Annotated in this window: 19 protein-coding genes; 18 read left to right on the plus strand and 1 reads right to left on the minus strand. The window is 66.7% G+C overall.

Features of this window, described 5'->3' with window-relative positions:
• Positions 1-89 precede the first annotated feature (89 nt).
• The 3 genes from CH274_RS08435 to CH274_RS08445 all read left to right on the plus strand — a co-directional run bounded on the left by CH274_RS08435 (position 90) and on the right by CH274_RS08445 (position 3,267).
• The gene (locus tag CH274_RS08435) at positions 90-791 is read left to right on the plus strand and encodes a PadR family transcriptional regulator (protein ID WP_094657281.1); all 702 of its coding nucleotides are present in this window, start codon (positions 90-92) and stop codon (positions 789-791) included.
• An 86-nt stretch (positions 792-877) separates the two neighbouring features.
• Complete coding sequence (gene fmt, locus CH274_RS08440) at positions 878-1,801, plus strand: methionyl-tRNA formyltransferase (protein ID WP_094657124.1); 924 nt, start codon at positions 878-880, stop codon at positions 1,799-1,801.
• Positions 1,798-3,267 (plus strand): RsmB/NOP family class I SAM-dependent RNA methyltransferase, encoded by a 1,470-nt coding sequence (locus tag CH274_RS08445; RefSeq protein WP_179275668.1) that lies wholly within the window; start codon positions 1,798-1,800, stop codon positions 3,265-3,267. The genes fmt and CH274_RS08445 overlap by 4 nt, the downstream gene beginning before the upstream one ends.
• Positions 3,268-3,300: 33 nt before the next feature.
• Here CH274_RS08445 and CH274_RS08450 read toward each other — a convergent pair whose 3' ends face one another.
• Entirely contained in the window at positions 3,301-3,690 is a 390-nt protein-coding gene (locus CH274_RS08450) for an MmcQ/YjbR family DNA-binding protein (protein ID WP_094657126.1), read from the minus strand.
• A gap of 36 nt (positions 3,691-3,726) precedes the next feature.
• On the opposite strand from CH274_RS08450, the gene rpe reads away from it, so the two are divergent.
• From rpe to ppc, 15 genes are all read left to right on the plus strand, one after another.
• Positions 3,727-4,401, plus strand: a complete 675-nt coding sequence (rpe, locus tag CH274_RS08455) for a ribulose-phosphate 3-epimerase (protein WP_032398000.1) — start codon at positions 3,727-3,729, stop codon at positions 4,399-4,401.
• Complete coding sequence (gene ribD, locus CH274_RS08460; protein ID WP_094657127.1) at positions 4,401-5,432, plus strand: bifunctional diaminohydroxyphosphoribosylaminopyrimidine deaminase/5-amino-6-(5-phosphoribosylamino)uracil reductase RibD; 1,032 nt, start codon at positions 4,401-4,403, stop codon at positions 5,430-5,432. Before rpe ends, ribD begins: the two co-directional genes overlap by 1 nt.
• The gene (locus CH274_RS08465; RefSeq protein WP_032398002.1) at positions 5,433-6,044 is read left to right on the plus strand and encodes a riboflavin synthase; all 612 of its coding nucleotides are present in this window, start codon (positions 5,433-5,435) and stop codon (positions 6,042-6,044) included. It abuts the gene before it with no gap.
• 86 nt (positions 6,045-6,130) lie between these two features.
• Positions 6,131-7,420 (plus strand): bifunctional 3,4-dihydroxy-2-butanone-4-phosphate synthase/GTP cyclohydrolase II, encoded by a 1,290-nt coding sequence (locus CH274_RS08470; RefSeq protein ID WP_052050500.1) that lies wholly within the window; start codon positions 6,131-6,133, stop codon positions 7,418-7,420.
• Positions 7,417-7,914, plus strand: a complete 498-nt coding sequence (gene ribH, locus CH274_RS08475; RefSeq protein ID WP_032398003.1) for a 6,7-dimethyl-8-ribityllumazine synthase — start codon at positions 7,417-7,419, stop codon at positions 7,912-7,914. The genes CH274_RS08470 and ribH overlap by 4 nt, the downstream gene beginning before the upstream one ends.
• A gap of 29 nt (positions 7,915-7,943) precedes the next feature.
• Positions 7,944-8,402 carry a PH domain-containing protein gene (locus CH274_RS08480; protein WP_094657282.1) on the plus strand — a complete coding sequence of 153 codons (459 nt, stop codon included), beginning with the start codon at positions 7,944-7,946 and terminating at the stop codon, positions 8,400-8,402.
• A gap of 71 nt (positions 8,403-8,473) precedes the next feature.
• Positions 8,474-10,564, plus strand: a complete 2,091-nt coding sequence (uvrC, locus tag CH274_RS08485; RefSeq protein ID WP_094657283.1) for an excinuclease ABC subunit UvrC — start codon at positions 8,474-8,476, stop codon at positions 10,562-10,564.
• A complete protein-coding gene (gene rapZ / locus CH274_RS08490; RefSeq protein ID WP_371828397.1) occupies positions 10,564-11,514 on the plus strand; it encodes an RNase adapter RapZ in 951 nt (316 codons plus the stop codon). The genes uvrC and rapZ overlap by 1 nt, the downstream gene beginning before the upstream one ends.
• A complete protein-coding gene (locus tag CH274_RS08495; RefSeq protein WP_032398004.1) occupies positions 11,511-12,536 on the plus strand; it encodes a gluconeogenesis factor YvcK family protein in 1,026 nt (341 codons plus the stop codon). Before rapZ ends, CH274_RS08495 begins: the two co-directional genes overlap by 4 nt.
• Positions 12,527-13,510, plus strand: coding sequence for a DNA-binding protein WhiA (whiA, locus tag CH274_RS08500; protein ID WP_032398005.1), 984 nt, complete (start codon positions 12,527-12,529; stop codon positions 13,508-13,510). Before CH274_RS08495 ends, whiA begins: the two co-directional genes overlap by 10 nt.
• Positions 13,511-13,630: 120 nt before the next feature.
• Complete coding sequence (gene gap / locus CH274_RS08505) at positions 13,631-14,650, plus strand: type I glyceraldehyde-3-phosphate dehydrogenase (RefSeq protein ID WP_032398006.1); 1,020 nt, start codon at positions 13,631-13,633, stop codon at positions 14,648-14,650.
• A gap of 5 nt (positions 14,651-14,655) precedes the next feature.
• The gene (locus CH274_RS08510) at positions 14,656-15,867 is read left to right on the plus strand and encodes a phosphoglycerate kinase (RefSeq protein WP_094657128.1); all 1,212 of its coding nucleotides are present in this window, start codon (positions 14,656-14,658) and stop codon (positions 15,865-15,867) included.
• Positions 15,868-15,870: 3 nt separating this feature from the next.
• Entirely contained in the window at positions 15,871-16,656 is a 786-nt protein-coding gene (gene tpiA, locus CH274_RS08515; RefSeq protein WP_094657129.1) for a triose-phosphate isomerase, read from the plus strand.
• Between the two features lie 112 nt (positions 16,657-16,768).
• On the plus strand, positions 16,769-17,002 hold the full coding sequence (gene secG / locus CH274_RS08520; protein ID WP_032398009.1) for a preprotein translocase subunit SecG: 234 nt from the start codon (positions 16,769-16,771) through the stop codon (positions 17,000-17,002).
• Between the two features lie 51 nt (positions 17,003-17,053).
• Positions 17,054-19,885, plus strand: a complete 2,832-nt coding sequence (gene ppc / locus CH274_RS08525; RefSeq protein WP_094657130.1) for a phosphoenolpyruvate carboxylase — start codon at positions 17,054-17,056, stop codon at positions 19,883-19,885.
• Positions 19,886-20,100: the final 215 nt, after the last annotated feature.

A 20,100-nucleotide genomic window follows, 5' to 3' on the forward strand; every position in this document is an offset into this window, starting at 1 on the left:
AGAACGACATGAATCACGCATTCGAGGGATTCGCTCACGAATTCGGACGCCGCGCAGTACGTCGCCAGATGCGAGGCGCGCCCTTTCAGATGTGGGTCGCGCAGAGCGACGATCGAGGCCCGTCGGACGATAACGGTCCGCGAGAACGAGGCCGTGGAAGGAGAGCTCATGGTGAACGGAACAGGCACGGTGAGGGTGGCCCTTTCGGACGGGGACGGGAAGGCATGCGCCCCGGCTTCGGTCCCGGCGGTTTCGGGCCGAACGGAGACTTCGGTCGAGGCCGGGGTCGGGGAGGACGCGGACGACGCGGGGACGTGCGCGCTGCGATCCTGCTACTGCTCGAGGAACGTCCGATGCACGGATACGAACTGATCCAGCAGATCGCCGCGAAGAGCAACGGAACCTGGAAGCCGAGTCCGGGTTCCATCTATCCGGCCCTGTCCCAACTCGAAGACGAGGGCTTGGTCCTGATCGACAAGGTGGCCGGCCGCAAGACGGCTGCGCTGACCGACGAGGGGCGAACGCACGTCGACGCTCATCGCGGCGATCTGGGCAGCCCATGGGACGACGTGGCAGAGTCCGTCGGTGTCGACGCTCGCGATCTTCGGGCCCTGATCGGCCAGTTGATGGGCGCAGCCGGTCAGGTCGCCGGAGTCGGCACACCGGCACAGGTGGAGCAGGCCGCCGAGATCCTCACCGAAGCACGCAGGTCGCTGTATCGGATCCTCGCCGACGACGGTCCGACCGATCGAGATCCCGACGACACGGTCGACGCCCCCGACGCGACGTGATCGGCACCTGCGGAATCGTCCGCGGCGCTCGCGACTCCCTAGGATGAACACCCGAGATCCTTTCGTCCATCCAGGGAGTTGCTCGAGTGCGCGTCGTCTTTGCCGGTACACCGGAGCCCGCAGTCCCGTCGCTGCAGCGACTGTTGGAGTCCGAACGCCACGAGGTGATCGCGGTGGTGACCCGGCCCGACGCCGCAGCCGGTAGGGGCCGCAAGACGATGCGCTCACCGGTCGGCCTGCTGGCCGACGAGCACGGAATCCCCGTGTTCGCACCCGCGAAGCCCTCGGATCCGGATTTCGTCGCACAGCTCACCGAACTCGCGCCCGACGTGTGTCCGGTCGTCGCATACGGGGCACTGCTGCCGCAGCCGGTGCTCGACATCCCTCGCTTCGGCTGGATCAATCTGCACTTCTCGCTGCTGCCCGCGTGGCGAGGTGCCGCGCCGGTACAGGCCGCCATCGCCGCGGGCGACGAGATCACCGGCGCCTCCACCTTCCTGCTCGACGCAGGAATGGATACCGGCCCGGTACTCGGCGTCGTCACCGAGCGGGTGCGCGCAACCGATACGACGGGGGACCTGCTCACCCGACTGGCGTCGAGCGGAGCAGACCTACTGGCTGCCACCCTCGACGCGATCGAGGACGGGACGGCATCCGCGCATCCACAGCCCGAGGACGGGATCTCCTACGCGAGCAAGGTGAGCGTCGACGCCGCGCGCATCGACTGGACTCGGTCTGCGGCATTCGTCGACCGGCACATCAGATCGGTCACCCCCGCACCGGGCGCATGGACCACGATCGGTGAACTCCGCGTCAAGATTGCTCCGACAACGCCCTCGGAGGACACGTTGGCCCCGGGCGAGATATCGGTGCGAAAGTCCGGCGTACACATCGGAACAGGCACGACGGCAGTGGTTCTCGGCGAAGTTCAGCCGCAGGGCAAGAAGCTCATGAAGGCACTCGACTGGGCGCGCGGCGCTCGGCTGGACGATACGGCGGTAGCACGATGACAGAACCCGACAGGCCCCGAAAGCGCGAGTCCAGTCCAGCTCGCAAGCACGTCAAGAAGTCGCCCGGAGCCCGCGGGCCGAAGGGAAACCGGCCCCCGCAAGGCGCGGGACCGCGTGCCGTCGACGCGATCGACCCGGCCCGCAGGGCTGCCCGGGACGTCCTCAAGGCGGTACGCGAGCGGGATGCCTACGCCAATCTGGTGCTTCCGGGCCTGCTGCGAGAGCGCAAACTGGACTCGCGCGACGCGGCACTGGCCACCGAACTCGCCTACGGCGCGTCCCGCGCGCGTGGTGTGCTCGACGCGGTGATCGCCCATGCAGCCGGTCGGCCTGCCGCCGAGATCGACGGGCCGCTGCTCGACATTCTGCGACTCGGCTCCTACCAACTGCTCCGGACCCGAGTGGCACCGCACGCGGCCGTCGCCACGTCGGTGGACCTGGCTCGGTCCGAATTCGGCACCGGCAAAGCAGGTTTCGTCAACGCGGTACTGCGCCGCGTGTCCGAGCGGACGGCTGCCCAGTGGGTCGACGAGCTCGCGCCCGCTGCGGCAACCGATCCCGTCGGCCACCTCGCGTTCGAGTACGCCCATCCCAAGTGGATCGCGCAGGCCTTCGCCGATGCACTCGGTGCCGACGCCGGTGAACTGGCCGCGGTTCTCGAGGCCGACGACGCACGTCCCTCGGTCCACCTGGTGGCTCGGCCCGGTGAGATCTCCGCCGAGGAACTGGCGCTGATCACCGGGGGAGAAGAGGGACCCTATTCGCCGTACGCAGTGCACCTCGACGGCGGAGATCCCGGCAAGCTCGACGCCGTCCGGGACGGACTGGCCGGGGTGCAGGACGAGGGGAGTCAACTCGTCGGCCGGGCACTCACCCTCGCGCCGCTCGTCGGCGAGGACGGTGGCCGGTGGCTGGACCTGTGCGCCGGACCGGGTGGTAAAGCTGCCCTCCTCGGTGCCATCGCCGAGATCGACGGTGCCACGGTCGACGCCGTCGAACCGACGCCGCACCGAGCCGATCTGGTGTCCAAGACGACGAAGGACCTTCCGGTGACGGTGCACACCGTCGACGGCAGGCAGTCCGGACTCGACGGCGGCTACGATCGCGTGCTCGTGGACGCGCCCTGCACCGGGCTCGGTGCTCTGCGCCGCAGGCCCGAGGCCCGGTGGCGACGACTGCCCTCCGATGTGGCGGCACTGGTGACATTGCAGAAGGAACTGCTGGCCGCGGCAATCGAGCTGGTCCGCCCGGGCGGAGTGGTGCTGTATTCGACGTGTTCGCCGCACCTGTCCGAAACCACCGCCGTCGTCGCCGACGCGGTCCGCCGCTACGGCGTCGACCAGCTCGACACCCGCGAGCTGGTCCCAGGAGTGCCGCAACTCGGCGACGGTACATCGGTGCAACTGTGGCCGCATCGACACGGCACGGACGCAATGTTCATGGCGGCGCTGCGTAAGCCGATGTGACCGGTGAGCCGTCGTGACCGGGAAGCGGTGTGATCAGTTGCCGGCCAGGAACGTCTCGGCCACGTCTGTCGGGGCGTGGACCAGCCACCCGTCGATGATCAGTTCACGCAGTTCGTCGTCCTCGGTGTTGTCGAGGTCGACCAGAACGGCAGCGAACCCGTCGAAATGCGAGATGGTGAAACATGCCCGCGGGTGTGCGGCGAGAATCGCGTCCTTCTCGTTGAGATCGGCGGTGCGGACGGCGAGAATCGGTCCGCTGGGCGGGATCTCGCTGCCGAACCGCTTCAGATCGGCTTTGCTGAACGGGCGGACCCACGCGAACACGTTCTTGCCCACCGACCACGCCGGACGGCCGTACCGGACACTCTCGGTGACCTCGGGCAACTCGGCGATCACCGCTGTCACGGAATCCATGGTGGTCATGGGCGAACGATACCGGCTGGGCTAGGCTCGTCAATCGTGGTTTCCCCGATGATCGCCCCCTCCATTCTGTCCGCCGATTTCGCCCGGCTCGCCGCCGAAGCCGAGGCGGTGTCCGGAGCCGACTGGTTGCACGTCGACGTCATGGACGCGCACTTCGTACCCAACCTCACCCTGGGGCTGCCGGTCGTGGAGAGCTTGCTGAAGGCGACGAACATTCCGCTCGACTGCCACCTGATGATCGAGGACCCGGCCCGCTGGGCACCGCCGTACGCGGAGGCGGGTGCGTACAACGTCACCTTCCACGCCGAAGCGACCGACGACCCGTCCGCGGTTGCGCGCGACATCCGGGCGGCGGGAGCCAAAGCCGGACTGTCCGTCAAGCCGGGAACACCCATCGAGCCGTACCTCGAGATCCTGCGCGACTTCGACACGCTGCTGGTGATGAGCGTCGAGCCGGGCTTCGGTGGGCAGTCGTTCATGCCGGAGGTACTCGCGAAGGCGAAAGCCGTTCGAGCACTTGTCGATTCCGGGGATCTGCGACTGGTCGTGGAAATCGACGGTGGCATCAACTCCGACACGATCGAGCAGGCCGCGGAGGCCGGAATCGACTGCTTCGTCGCCGGATCGGCCGTCTACAACACCGCCGACCCCGCAGCCGCAGTGCGCGACCTACGCGACCGAGCCGCCCGCGCATCACACCACCTGTCGTAATGAACGGCCAGGGCGCAGCACTGTCCGTCGCGGACGCCATGGCCCTCGCCGTCGAGGCATCCGAGTCCGCCCGAGGCATCAGCAGTCCCAATCCCGCGGTCGGTGCCGTGATTCTCGATGCCGGTGGCGTCGTCGTCGGCATCGGCTCGACGCGTCCGCCCGGCGGTCCGCACGCAGAGATCGTCGCGCTGGCCGAGGCCGGTGACCGAGCGCGCGGCGGCACCGCGGTGGTGACCCTCGAACCCTGCAACCACACCGGCCGCACCGGACCGTGCTCACAGGCCCTTATCGACGCGGGCATCGCCGCGGTCGTGCACGCCGTCGCCGATCCGAATCCGCTCGCATCGGGCGGCGCGGCGGCCCTGCGCGCGGCGGGCATTCGCGTCGAACAGGGGATCGGTGAGATCGCGGTGCGGCAGGGGCCGCTGCGCGCCTGGTTGCACAAGCAACGCACCGGTCGGCCGCACGTGACGTGGAAATATGCCGCCACCCTCGACGGACGCAGCGCCGCGGCGGACGGCACGAGCCAGTGGATCACCGGACCGCAGGCCCGGGCGCACGTCCATGCCGAGCGGGCCAAGCTCGACGCCATCGTCGTCGGAACCGGCACCGTGCTGGCCGACGACCCGCGACTGACCGCACGACGTCCGGACGGGACCCTCGCGCCGCACCAACCCGTGCGCGTCGTCGTCGGATCGCGGTCGATACCGTCGACCGCAGCGATACGTGGGACGGACGCCCCCACGGTGTTCCTCGACACACACGACCCCGCGGCCGTGATCGACGCCCTCAGCGAGCACACCGACATCCAGATCGAAGGCGGCCCGACGTTGGCCGGGGCATTCCTCGCTGCGGGCCTGGTGGACCGCGTCGTGGCGTACGTCGCACCGGCGGTGTTGGGCAGCGGGCCCACAGCGGTGGAGAATGCGGGCATCGGAACAATTGCCGACGCAATTCGGTTCCGCACGGAGACAGTCACCATGATCGGCAACGACATTCTGATCGGCGTCGTGCCCGAAGGAGCGAAGTAGATGTTCACCGGAATTGTCGAAGAGCTCGGCGAGATCGTCGCCAAGGACGAACTGCCCGACGCCGCCCGGTTCACCGTTCGGGGCCCGGTGGTGACCTCCGATGCAGGCCACGGCGACTCCATCGCGGTGAACGGGGTGTGCCTGACCGTCGTCGAGGTGCTGCCCGACGGCGGATTCACCGCCGACGTGATGCAGGAAACGCTGAACCGCTCGAGCCTCGGTGCCCTCGACGTGGGCAGCCGCGTCAACCTCGAACGTGCGGCCGCGCTCGGCAGCCGTCTCGGCGGGCACCTCGTACAGGGTCACGTGGACGGCACCGGAACGATCATCGGCCGATCGCCGTCCGAGAACTGGACCGTCGTGCGCATCGCACTGCCCACCTCGGTCGCGCGCTACGTCGTGGAGAAGGGCTCGATCACCGTCGACGGCGTCTCGCTCACCGTCTCCGGACTCGGCGTCGACGACGGAGCGCACTGGTTCGAGATCTCCCTGATCCCCACCACCCTCGACTTGACCACTCTCGGCACGGCCGAGGTCGGATCGCCGGTCAACCTCGAAGTCGACGTCATCGCCAAGTACGTGGAGCGGCTGCAGACGATCGACGCACAGTAAGTACTGTTGACATGCACGCAATCGATGGTGCATCGGAGAATTTCCAGGGCGCTGAGCCAGGCCCGAGACGTATGGAGCACACCGTGGTGACCAGGTTCGACAGTATCGAGCGCGCAGTTGCGGACATCGCTGCGGGCAAAGCAGTGGTGGTCGTCGACGACGAGGACCGCGAGAACGAAGGCGACCTCATCTTCGCCGCCGAGAAGGCCACCCCGGAACTGGTCGCCTTCATGGTCCGCTACACCTCCGGTTATCTCTGCGTTCCACTCTCCGGTGAGGACTGCGACCGGCTGGGCCTGCCGCCGATGTTCGCCACCAATCAGGACAAGCACGGAACCGCGTACACCGTCACCGTCGACGCCCGCGAGGGCATCGGCACCGGAATCTCCGCCTCCGACCGGGCGGCCACGATGCGACTGCTCGCAGACCCCGACACCGGGGCCAACGACTTCACCCGTCCGGGCCACGTCGTACCGCTGCGCGCCAAGGACGGCGGAGTGCTGCGTCGCCCCGGCCACACCGAAGCCGCCGTCGACCTCGCCCGCATGGCAGACCTGCGGCCTGCAGGCGTCATCTGCGAAATCGTCAGCCAGAAGGACGAGGGCGCGATGGCCCAGACCGACGAACTGCGCGTCTTCGCCGACGAGCACGACCTCGCCCTCATCTCCATCGCCGACCTCATCGCCTGGCGTCGCAAGCACGAGAAGCACGTCGTCCGCGTCGCCGACGCCCGGATCCCCACCGGCCACGGCACCTTCCGCGCCGTCGGCTACCAGAGCATCTACGACGAGGTCGAGCACGTCGCGCTCGTCCGGGGCGACATCGCGGGCCCCGACGGAGACGGCAACGACGTGCTCGTCCGAGTGCACTCCGAATGCCTCACCGGCGACGTGTTCGGATCACTGCGCTGCGACTGCGGACCACAGTTGGACGCGGCCCTGGAGATGGTCGCCGCCGAGGAACGCGGCATCGTGTTGTACATGCGCGGACACGAAGGTCGCGGAATCGGTCTGCTGCACAAGCTCCAGGCCTACCAGCTGCAGGACGCAGGCTCCGACACCGTCGACGCCAACCTGCAACTGGGCCTCCCGGCCGACTCCCGTGACTACGGAATCGGTGCTCAGATCCTCGTCGACCTCGGCGTCTCGTCGATGCGGCTGCTGACCAACAACCCCGCCAAGCGAGTGGGACTCGACGGCTACGGTCTGCACGTCACCGAACGAGTGCCGATGCCGTTGCGCGCCAACGCCGAGAACCTCACCTACCTGCGCACCAAACGCGACCGGATGGGCCACGACCTCACCGGGTTGGACGAGTACGAGAACGGTCGTTCCGCAGGCTCCACTCCCGCATCCGAGAACGGGGCTACCTCATGAGCGGCGAAGGCGAACCCACCCTGCAGCTCGCAGGCGCCAGTGATCTCAAACTGGCGATCGTCGCCGGTCAGTGGCACCAGAAGATCTCTCAGGCATTGCTCGACGGTGCACTTCGCAAAGCCGAGTCGGCCGGGATCGAGGACGTCACGGTCATCCGTGTGGCCGGAGCCATCGAACTGCCCGTCGTCGCGCAGGCGTTGGCCCGCAACCACGACGCCGTCGTCGCACTCGGCGTCGTCATCCGCGGTGGCACACCGCATTTCGAGTACGTATGCGACGCCGTCACGGCCGGGCTGACGCGCGTCTCGCTCGACGAGGGCACTCCGGTCACCAACGGCGTGCTCACCACCAACGACGAGCAGCAGGCGCTCGATCGCGCAGGGTTGCCCGGTTCGTTCGAGGACAAGGGCGCGCAGGCCACGGCGGCCGCGATCGACACAGCGCTGACTCTCAAACACCTACGCCAACCCTGGACGAATCAGGAGTTCACGTGACCGGCAGCGCACCGTCCGCCGAGTGGGACATGGTGGTGAAGTCGCGCAAGTCGGCTCGCTACGCCGTCGCGACGGCGGTGTTGCTCGTGGTGGCGCATTCGACCGTGGCCGTCCTGCTGAGGGTCTCGCCGACCGGGGTGTACTTCAGAACCGCGGACCAACTGGCGATGGCAGGTATCGGACTTCTTCTGGGAGGCCTGGCGCTCGTGCTGACGCGCCCGCGCATTCGCGTCGGGCCTGCAGGTGTCGCGGTGCGGAACCTGTTGTCGGAGCGTCTGATCGAATGGGATCTGGTGCGTGGTCTGTCCTTCCCCGAAGGAGCGATGTGGGCCAGGATCGACATTCCCGACGACGAGTTCATCAACGTGATGGCCATCCAGTCCAACGATCGTGAGCATGCGGTCGCAGCCGTACGAAAGTTCCGCACGCTCGAACGCACCTACGCGCCCGCCGCCTCCGTTCCGGACATCCCGGTCGATCGGGACTGACGTCCTACCTCCGCACCGCGGCTGAGCTGCGGATGCGGAGAACGTCGGACCCGACGGCTAACGTGGATGCCGTGTCCGACCCCGCTACCTACCGCCCGGCCACCGGAACCATCCCGGTGGAGCCGGGGGTGTACAAATTTCGCGATCCGCACGGCCGCGTCGTCTACGTGGGAAAGGCCAAGAGCCTCCGCAGTCGACTCAATTCCTACTTCGCAGACATAGCCTCGCTGCATCCCCGTACGCGCCAGATGGTCACCACCGCGGCATCGGTGGAGTGGACCGTGGTGACCACCGAAGTCGAGGCCCTCCAGCTCGAGTACAACTGGATCAAGGAATTCGATCCACGGTTCAACGTCCGCTACCGCGACGACAAGAGCTATCCGATGCTCGCGGTGACGATGAACGAGGAGTTTCCTCGGTTGTTCGTCTACCGCGGACCCCGGCGCAAGGGTGTCCGCTATTTCGGCCCCTACGCGCACGCGTGGGCCATTCGCGAGACGCTGGATCTGTTGCTGCGAGTATTTCCCGCGCGCACGTGCTCGACCGGAGTGTTCAAGCGCCACAATCAGATCGGCCGGCCCTGCCTGCTGGGCTACATCGACAAGTGCTCGGCACCGTGCGTCGGACGGGTCAGCGCCGAGGAGCATCGGGCGACCGTCGAGGATTTCTGTGACTTCTTGGCCGGAAAGACGGACAAGCTCGTGCGTCAGCTCGAGAAGAAGATGCAGGCTGCATCCGAGGACCTGGATTTCGAGACCGCCGCACGTCTGCGAGACGACGTCGGTGCGCTGCGTCGGGCATTGGAGAAGCAGGCGGTGGTGCTCGGCGACGGCACCGACGCCGATCTCGTCGCCTTCGCCACCGACGCCCTCGAAGCTGCCGTTCAGGTCTTCCACGTCCGAGGCGGCCGCGTGCGGGGGCAACGCGGCTGGGTGGTGGAGAAGGCAGGAGAGGTGATCGAACGCCAGGACGAGGCCGATCTGCCCGCTCTGGTCGAGCAGTTCCTGACGCAGTTCTACGGCGAGCAGGCCGCCCTGTCCGCACAGGCACCGGGCGGTGACGACGGTGGTGCCAACGCTGTCCCGAGGGAAGTGCTGGTTCCGGTCCTGCCGGACAACGCCGACGAGGTTCAGGCCTGGCTCAGTGAACTCAGGGGCTCGAACGTGACTCTGCGTGTTCCCCAGCGCGGCGACAAGAAGGCGTTGGCCGAGACCGTCGAACGCAACGCCAAGGAAGCCCTGCAGCAGCACAAGCTCAAGCGCGCGGGCGACTTCACATCGAGATCGGCTGCGCTGCAGGGTATTCAGGAGGCACTCGATCTGGACTCGGCACCGCTGCGCATCGAGTGCATCGATATCTCCCACGTGCAGGGAACCGATGTGGTGGCCTCGCTCGTCGTCTTCGAGGACGGATTGCCCCGCAAGAGCGACTACCGCCACTACGCGATCAAGGAAGCCGCAGGCGACGGGCACTCCGACGACGTGGCGAGCATCGCCGAGGTGACCCGTCGCCGGTTCCTACGGCACTCCGCGGACGGTTCGGCCGAGGGGACCGGAGGCGATCTCGCCCCCGAAGCGGCGTTGGATCCACAGACCGGCAGACCGCGCAAATTCGCGTATCCACCCAATCTGTTCGTCGTCGACGGCGGTGCCCCTCAGGTGGCCGCTGCCGCGGCCGTGCTGGACGAGCTCGGCGTGACCGACGTGGCCGTGGTCGGTCTGGCGAAGCGGCTGGAGGAGGTATGGGTTCCGGGGGAGGAGGATCCGGTGATCCTTCCGCGTACGAGCGAGTCGCTCTACCTGCTCCAACGGGTCCGCGACGAAGCGCACCGGTTCGCGATCACGTTCCATCGCAGCAAGCGATCGCGACGCATGACGGCCTCGGCTCTGGATTCGGTCCGCGGACTCGGCGAGTCGCGTCGAACGGCACTGGTGGCACACTTCGGTTCCGTCGCCAACCTCAAACGCGCGACGGTCGCGGAGATCGTCGAGGTGCCCGGGATCGGAGAGACCACAGCCAAGTCGGTGCTGGCCGCACTGGGTTCCGACACGGACGACGCCGATGTAGGCGATGATGGCAGCGCAACTGCAACGACATCGGGCGAGAACACGGCGGAACATGCGATCGCACCGCGCGTGGAATCGGCGGGACAGGCTTCGTAGTGAGCGAACACCAGACACAGAGACACCCACCGTCCGAAGACCATCTCGAACAGCCCTCCGCGGGGGAGTCGCGGCACGACGAGATCGAAGTGGCGTTGGTCACCGGGGTTTCCGGAGCAGGATTGCGCACGGCGGCCAAGATTCTCGAGGATCTCGGCTGGTACGTCGCCGACAACCTCCCGCCGGAGCTCATCTCCAAGATGGTCGATCTCGGCCGCGAGTCCAAGCCCAGAATCGAGCGACTGGCGCTGGTGATGGACGTTCGAAGTCGCCTGTTCACCGGCGATCTGGGGTGGGTGGTCAAAGAACTCGATTCCAAGGGCGTGCGCAACAGAGTGCTCTTCCTCGACGCGTCCGACGCCGTGTTGATCCGTCGATTCGAGTCCAACCGGCGCAGCCATCCTCTGCAGAACGACGGTCAGGACGGAACCTTGACCGAGGGCATCACCGCCGAACGGTTGCGACTCGCCCAGGTCAAGGCGGCCGCGGATCTGACCGTGGACACCACATCCCTGTCGGTGCATCAACTGCGGCGCAAGATCGAGACGGTGTTCGGCGAGTCCGACACCACCGGCGTCGGGGTCACCGTGCAGTCGTTCGGCTTCAAGTACGGCCTGCCGATGGACGCCGACCTGGTCTGCGACGTTCGCTTTCTGCCCAATCCCCATTGGGTTCCGGAGCTGCGCGAACACACCGGCCAGGACGCGGACGTCCGGGATTACGTGCTGGGGCAGGACGGGGCACGCGACTACCTGCAGACGTACACGCATCTGCTGAATTTGACGATCGAGGGATACGTGCGGGAAGGCAAGAGATACATGACGGTGGCCGTGGGCTGCACCGGAGGGAAGCATCGAAGTGTTGCGATGACCGAGGCACTGGCCGCGATTCTCGCCGATCAGGGTGATGTGTCGGTGCGGGTGCTGCATCGGGATCTGGGTCGCGAATGAGCGAGGTCGACACCGAAGTACCGGTATCGGGCCCCAGGATCGTCGCACTCGGAGGCGGTCACGGCCTGTACGCAACGCTGTCGGCGGCCCGGTTGCTCGGTCACGACGTCACCGCCATCGTCACGGTCGCCGACGACGGGGGATCCTCGGGACGTCTGCGGGCCGAGCTCGGCGTCATTCCGCCCGGGGATCTGCGCATGGCGCTGGCCGCGCTGGCACGCTCGGACGAGCGAACACAGCTGTGGACCGACGTCCTCCAGCACCGCTTCGGTGGCACGGGCGCGCTGGCCGGGCACTCGGTGGGCAACCTCATCCTCGCCGGCCTCACCGAGGTACTGGGCGACCCGATCGCCGCACTGGACGAGATGGTGCGGATGCTCGGAATCGACGGACGAGTGCTTCCGATGTCGCCGATCGCACTCGACATCGAGGCCGACGTCTCCGGTCTCGAGGACGATCCGCGCGTGAGCCGCGTCATTCGCGGACAGGTGGCGGTGGCGACGACTCCCGGCAAGGTTCGCCGCGTTCGGCTGCTTCCACCCGAACCGCCGGCGTCCGCGGATGCACTCGCTGCGATCGAGAAGGCTGACCTCGTGGTGCTCGGACCGGGATCGTGGTTCTCCAGCGTGATCCCGCACGTACTGGTGCCGGATCAGCTCACCGCGCTGGCTCGTACGAGCGCGCCGAAGGTACTGGTGCTGAACCTGGCCCCCGAACTCGGTGAGACCACCGGATTCTCCGCCGAGCGCCATGTCCACGTACTCTCCCAACACGCACCGGATTTGGGAATCGACTACGTGTTGGTCGATTCCGCCTCGGTCCCGGAAGGCAGCAACCGCGAGCACGTGGCGCGGGCTGCGGCCCGGCTCGGTGCCGAGGTCGTCTACGTCGACGTTGCCGAAAACGGCACCCACGCACATCATTACGGCAAGCTTGCCGCGGCTCTCGGCTCCATCGTGTCGCCCACCGGCGGCACCGCACCGACTGCCGCACGCAGAGAGGGGATCACTTCGTGGCCATGACAGCGGAGGTCAAGGACGAGCTGAGCAGGCTGACCGTCAGCCAGGTCAGTTGCCGCAAGGCCGAGGTGTCCGCACTGCTGCGATTCGCCGGTGGACTGCACATCGTGGCGGGCCGGGTGGTGGTCGAAGCCGAGGTGGACCTCGGGTCCATTGCGAGACGGCTGCGGCGGGAGATCTTCGAGCTGTACGGCTACTCCTCCGACGTGCACATGCTCGGCGCAGGCGGGCTACGCAAGACCTCGCGGTACGTGGTCCGAGTGGCCAAGGACGGCGAAGCGCTGGCCCGCCAGACCGGCCTGCTGGATCTGCGGGGACGCCCGGTTCGCGGCCTCCCCGCACAGGTCGTCGGCGGCACGGTGGGGGATTCCGAGGCGGCATGGCGGGGCGCATTTCTGGCGCACGGCTCCCTCACCGAACCGGGTAGGTCCTCGGCCCTGGAGATCAGCTGCCCCGGACCGGAGGCGGCGCTCGCGCTCGTCGGAGCCGCCCGCCGCCTCGGAGTGGCCGCGAAGGCTCGTGAGGTCCGCGGCACCGATCGAGTGGTCGTCCGCGACGGCGAGGCCATCGGAGCCCTGCTCACCCGCATGGGAGCACAGGACACCCGGTTGATCTGGGAAGAACGACGCATGCGACGCGAGGTCAGAGCCACTGCGAACCGGCTCGCCAACTTCGACGACGCCAACCTGCGCCGCTCGGCCAGGGCCGCCGTCGCCGCCGCAGCGAGAGTCGAGCGCGCCCTGCACATCCTCGGCGACGACGTGCCGGACCATCTGGCCGCAGCCGGATCGCTCCGAGTCCAGCATCGGCAGGCGTCACTCGAGGAACTGGGCCAGTTGGCCGACCCTCCGATGACCAAGGACGCCGTGGCCGGCCGAATTCGACGCCTGCTGTCCATGGCCGATCGGAAGGCCAAGGAAACCGGAATTCCCGACACCGAGTCCGCGGTCACCGCCGAGCTGCTCGACGAGGCGTGATCGGCCCGATCACGTGATGCGCGCGCTCTGCCTGCGCGCACACTAGGGTGGGAACCGCGTGTGGCACCCCGCACGCAGGCACAATCAGACATCTGTTTTCACAACTTTTAGGAGCGAACAGTGACGATCCGGGTAGGCGTCAACGGCTTCGGCCGCATCGGGCGTAACTTCTTCAGGGCTGTCGACGCGCAGAAGGCGCTCGGTACCACCGACATCGAAATCGTTGCTGTCAACGACCTGACCGACAACGCATCGCTCGCACACCTGCTCAAGTACGACTCGATCCTGGGCCGTTTGCCGCACGATGTCTCGCTCGAGGGCGAAGACACCATCGTCGTCGGTGGCCAGAAGATCAAGGCACTGTCGCTGCGCGAGGGCCCGTCCGCACTTCCGTGGGGTGACCTGGGTGTCGACGTCGTCGTCGAGTCCACCGGCATCTTCACCGACGCTGCGAAGGCCCAGGGTCACATCGACGCCGGTGCGAAGAAGGTCATCATCTCCGCGCCCGCCAAGGGCGAGGACATCACCATCGTGATGGGCGTCAACGACGACAAGTACGACGGCAGCCAGAACATCATCTCCAACGCGTCGTGCACCACCAACTGCCTCGGCCCCATCGCCAAGGTTCTCGACGATGAGTTCGGCATCGTCTCGGGACTGATGACCACGATCCACGCGTACACACAGGATCAGAACCTGCAGGACGGCCCGCACAGCGATCTGCGTCGCGCTCGCGCTGCGGCTCTGAACGTCGTGCCGACCGGCACCGGCGCAGCCAAGGCCATCGGCCTGGTGCTCCCGCAGCTGCTGGGCAAGCTCGACGGCTACGCGCTCCGGGTTCCGATCCCCACCGGCTCGGTCACCGACCTGACCGCGCTGCTGAAGAAGTCGGCCTCCGCCGACGACATCAACGCTGCGATGAAGGCTGCTGCCGAGGGACCGCTGAAGGGCATCCTGAAGTACAACACCGATCCCATCGTGTCCTCGGACATCGTCACCGACCCGCACTCGTCGATCTTCGACGCGCCGCTGACGAAGGTCATCGACGACCAGGTCAAGATCGTCTCCTGGTACGACAACGAGTGGGGCTACTCCAACCGCCTCGCCGACCTCATCGGTCTCGTCGGCAAGTCCCTCTGACACCGATGGCTGTCAAGACACTGCAGGATCTGCTCGATGCCGGTGTCGAAGGCCGTGGCGTCCTCGTGCGATCGGACTTCAATGTCCCGCTCGAGGACGGCACGATCACCGATCCCGGCCGTATCCAGGCGTCGATCCCGACTCTCGCGGCACTGGTCGAGGCCGGTGCCAAGGTCATCGTCACCGCGCATCTCGGTCGTCCCGACGGTAAGCCCGACGCGAAGTACAGCCTGGCTCCGGTCGCCGCGAAACTCGGCGAGCTGCTCGGACGCCATGTTCAGCTCGCGGGCGACGTCGTGGGTCAGGACGCCGAGGCTCGCGCCGAGGGTCTGACGGACGGCGACGTGCTGCTGCTCGAGAACATTCGCTTCGATCCGCGCGAGACCAGCAAGGACGAGTCCGAGCGAGCTGCCCTGGCCCGCGAGCTGGTGGCTCTGGCCGGCGACGACGCGGCGTTCGTTTCCGACGGATTCGGCGTCGTGCACCGCAAGCAGGCGTCGGTCTACGACGTGGCGCAGCTGCTGCCCCATTACGCGGGCACCCTCGTCGCTGCCGAGGTCGAGGTACTGGCCAAGCTCACCGAGGACGCTGCGCGTCCGTACGCGGTTGTGCTCGGCGGCTCCAAGGTCTCGGACAAGCTCGGCGTCATCGAGGCGTTGGCCCCCAAGGTCGACACCCTCGTGATCGGCGGCGGCATGGCGTTCACCTTCCTTGCCGCGCAGGGATATTCGGTCGGCAACTCGTTGCTGCAGGAGGATCAGATTGGGGTCTGCAAGGACCTGCTCGAGCGCTTCGGCGACGTGATCCACCTGCCCGTCGACATCGTCGTCGGAGACAAGTTCGCGGCGGACGCCGAGGCGAAGACCGTCAAGGCGTCCGAAATTCCGGACGGCTGGATGGGCCTGGACATCGGACCCGACTCGGTCAGTCGTTTCGCTGTCGTGCTCTCGAATGCGAAGACCGTCTTCTGGAACGGACCGGCAGGAGTGTTCGAGTTCGACAAGTTCTCGGCCGGCACCAAGGGCATCGCGGAAGCGATCATCAAAGCCACCGAGAAGGGCGCGTTCAGCGTCGTCGGTGGCGGCGACTCCGCGGCTGCGGTGCGCACCCTCGGACTGCCCGACGACGGCTTTTCGCACATCTCCACCGGCGGCGGTGCATCCCTCGAATACCTCGAAGGCAAGCAGCTCCCCGGCCTATCCGTCCTGGAGGCGTAACGCATGGCACGTAAGCCGCTCATCGCGGGCAACTGGAAGATGAACCTCAACCACCTCGAGGCCATCTCGCTGGTGCAGAAGATCGCATTCTCGTTGCCCGAGAAGTACTTCGACAAGGTCGATGTCACGGTGATCCCGCCGTTCACCGACATCCGGAGCGTCCAGACTCTGGTCGAGGGCGACAAGCTCCTGCTCACCTACGGTGCGCAGGACGTCTCGTCCGAGGACAAGGGTGCGTTCACCGGCGAGATCAGCGGATCGATGCTGGCCAAGCTGGGGTGCACCTTCGTCGTCGTCGGTCACTCCGAACGACGCACGTTGCACAACGAGGACGACGCCGTCGTTCTCGCCAAGACGAAGGCGGCGCTGAAGAACGGACTGACTCCGATCGTGTGCATCGGCGAGGGTCTGAACATCCGCGAGGCGGGCGAGCACGTGGCCTACAACGTCGCGCAGCTCCGCGGGTCACTCGACGGACTGTCGGCCGAGGACATCTCGAAGGTCGTCATCGCCTACGAGCCGGTGTGGGCGATCGGAACCGGCCGGGTCGCGTCCGCGTCGGACGCTCAGGAAGTGTGCGGCACCATCCGCGAGGAGTTGAAGTCGCTCTCCTCGGGCGAGGTCGCCGCGGGCGTGCGCGTACTCTACGGCGGATCGGTCAACGCCAAGAACGTCGGCGAGATCGTCGGTCAGCCCGATGTCGACGGCGCACTGGTCGGTGGCGCTTCGCTCAAGGCCGACGAGTTCGCCACGTTGTCGGCCATCGCTGCAGGAGGACCCCTGCCCTGATCGGCAACGCTACGACGAACGGTTTTCGGGCACCTCGCCTCGGCGGGGTGTCCGAAGCCGTTCACGGGGCCAGGTAGGCTGCTGAAGGCATCGAATCGAGTTTGAGGTGGACATGGATCTGTTTCTGGATATTCTGCTGGTCATCACCAGCCTGGCACTGATCTTGCTGATCCTGCTGCATCGCGGCAAGGGCGGCGGATTGTCCAGCCTGTTCGGTGGCGGAGTGCAGTCCAGCCTCTCCGGTTCGACCGTCGTCGAGAAGAATCTCGATCGCCTCACGGTCTTCACCGGCATCATCTGGCTCATCGCCATCCTCGGTATCGGTCTGGAGATCAAGTACACCTGATCGAATTCGGCTCCGAGTGCGAGTTGGTGACGGAGCGACGATACTGGGTGGATGAGCGAATCCTCCTACGAGTCAGTCGGTTCCCCAGCCTTCGTCCCACCGACAGCTCAGGGTCGAGAGTTGACAGAGCCTCTCCGTGAGGACATCCGCTATCTCGGCGGTATCTTGGGCGAGATCATTCGCGAGCACGAGGGCGAGGACGTCTTCGACCTGATCGAGGCAGCGCGCGTCGAATCCTTCGCGGTACGCAGATCCGAGATCGAGCGTGACGATTCGGTCGGACGTTACACCGATGTGGAAGTGGCACAGGCAGTTCCACTCATTCGCGCGTTCAGTCACTTCTCGCTGCTGGCCAATCTCGCCGAGGACCTGCACCGCGAACGTCGCCGCGCGATTCACCTCGACCGCCAGGATCCGCCGCAGGACAGCAGCCTCGACGCCACCTGGCTCAAGATCGATGCCGCGGCACCGTCGCGCGAGCAGGTGGCAGCCGCTCTCACCGACGCGTTGGTCGCCCCGGTGATCACAGCGCACCCCACCGAGACACGTCGACGGACCATCTTCGACGTGCAATCGAAGATCACCGAGCTGATGCGTCGCCGCGATGTTGCCGCTGCGGCGGTCGAGGGCAAGGCCGCCCGCGCGGCCAAGGAACTGGCCGCCATCGACGTGCAGATCCGCAGGCAGGTACTGACCCTGTGGGAGACAGCTCTGATTCGGTTGTCGCGGTTGCGGATTCAGGACGAGATCGAGGTCGGCCTCCGTTACTTCGAGTCGTCTCTGTTCGACGTCATGCCTGCCCTCAATGCGGATGTGCGTGCCGCGCTGCGCGCACGGTGGCCCGAGGACGATCTACTTCCGCGCCCCATCCTTCGCCCCGGTTCCTGGATCGGCGGCGACCGCGACGGCAATCCGAACGTCACCGCCGACGTGGTGCACACTGCGACACATCAGGCGGGTTACGTCGCGTTCGAGCACTACCTGGACGAGCTGGTCGCGCTGGAGAAGGAACTGTCGATGTCCGCGCGCCTGGTGGATGTCACCGAGGAGCTCGCGGCTCTGGCCGGCGCATCGGCCGAACCGGACGATCGCCGATCGGACGAACCGTATCGGGTCGCGGTGGTCGGCATCCGGGCTCGGCTCACCGCCACCGCCGAGGCGGTGCTCGACGCCGTACCGGTCTCCGGCATCGACCTCGGAGCGCAGAAGTACGACGGCCCGCAGGACATCCTCGACGACCTCGACATCATCGACCGGGCACTTCGTGCGGACGGTGAAGCGTTGATCGCAGACGATCGACTGCTCCGGCTTCGACAATCGGTCGAGACGTTCGGATTCCATCTGCAGGCGTTGGACATGCGGCAGAACTCCGAGACCCACGAAGAGGTGGTCGCCGAGCTGCTGGCCTGGGCCGGTGTTCACCCCGACTACGTGTCCCTCGGCGAGGACGAGCGGGTGTCGGTGCTGTCGCGGGAACTCGCGACCAGGCGGCCGCTCGTCGGCCCCAACGCGCAGCTCAGTGAGCTCGCGACGAAGGAACTGGGCATCGTCAGGGCGGCCAAGGAGGCCATCGACCACCTGGGCCCCGACACCATCCAGAACTACATCATCAGCATGTGCCAGTCGGTCAGCGACATGCTCGAAGCGGCGTTGCTGCTCAAGGAGGCAGGCATCTTCGACCCCGGCACCGACGGTTCGGCACCGACCTCGACCGTCGGTGTCGTTCCGCTGTTCGAGACCATCGAGGACCTCCAGCAGGGCGCGGCGACTCTGCTGGCCACGCTCGACGTTCCGATCTACCGCGCGCTGGTCGCCGGTCGCGGCATGAACCAGGAAGTCATGCTCGGGTACTCCGACTCGAACAAGGACGGTGGATACCTCGCGGCCAACTGGGCGCTGTATCGCGCCGAGTTGGATCTACTCGAGGCATCGCGCAAGACGGGGATCCGGTTGCGGCTCTTCCACGGTCGCGGTGGCACGGTCGGCCGCGGCGGCGGTCCGAGCTACGACGCGATCCTGGCGCAGCCGCCCGGTGTGGTGCAGGGATCCCTGCGTCTGACCGAGCAGGGCGAGATCATCGCAGCGAAGTACGCGGAGCCGTCCTTGGCGCGACGAAACCTCGAGTCCCTGGTTGCCGGAACTCTCGAATCGACTCTGCTCGACGTCGAGGGCCTCGGGGACGGTGCCGAAGCCGCGTACGACATTCTGGACGATCTGGCCGCCAAGGCACGTGCAGCGTACGGCCGTCTGGTGCACGAGGAGCCAGGTTTCGTCGAGTACTTCCGAACGTCGACTCCCGTTGCCGAGGTAGGGGAGCTGAACATCGGCTCCCGTCCGGCATCGCGGAAGCCGACCAACTCGGTGTACGACCTGCGTGCCATTCCCTGGGTGATGTCGTGGAGTCAGTGCCGCGTGATGTTGCCCGGGTGGTACGGAACGGGATCGGCGTTCGAGGAGTGGGTCGGCGACGACGATTCCAGGCTCGAGGTGCTGACCGACCTCTACCGGAAGTGGCCGTTCTTCCAGACGGTTCTGTCCAACCTCGCGCAGGTCATGGCCAAGTCCGATCTGGGCATCGCGGCTCGCTACGCCGAGTTGGTTCCCGACGCCGATCTCCGGGCTCGGATCTTCGGCATGATCGAGGCCGAGCACGCCACGACGGTGCGGATGTACCTGAAGATCACCGGTCACAGTCGACTGCTCGAAGACAATCCGTCTCTCGAACGCTCCGTGCACAACCGATTCCCGTACCTCGAGCCGCTCAATCAGATGCAGGTCGAGATGCTCCGGCGCTACCGAAACGGGGACGACGACGAACGCGTCAAGCGAGGAATCCTGCTGACGATGAACGGTCTCGCGACGGCACTGCGTAACAGCGGCTGACCCGCACGAGGGGCGCGGAACCGGTCGGCGGCGAGAAGCGTCCAACGAGGTATGAGGCAGTGCAGCAACGACACCGATGCCTGGCGCGACGGATCCGCCTACCGTGCGAACGGTAGGCGGATCGATCGCTCGACATCAGGACGTGTTCGGTGCGTCGGCGACTACGACGATGCGTGGCCGGGACGTGACCCCGACGCAGTCGAACCGGACTAGCT

Source organism: Rhodococcus sp. 06-418-5 (assembly GCF_002258285.1).
Taxonomy (GTDB): domain Bacteria; phylum Actinomycetota; class Actinomycetes; order Mycobacteriales; family Mycobacteriaceae; genus Rhodococcoides.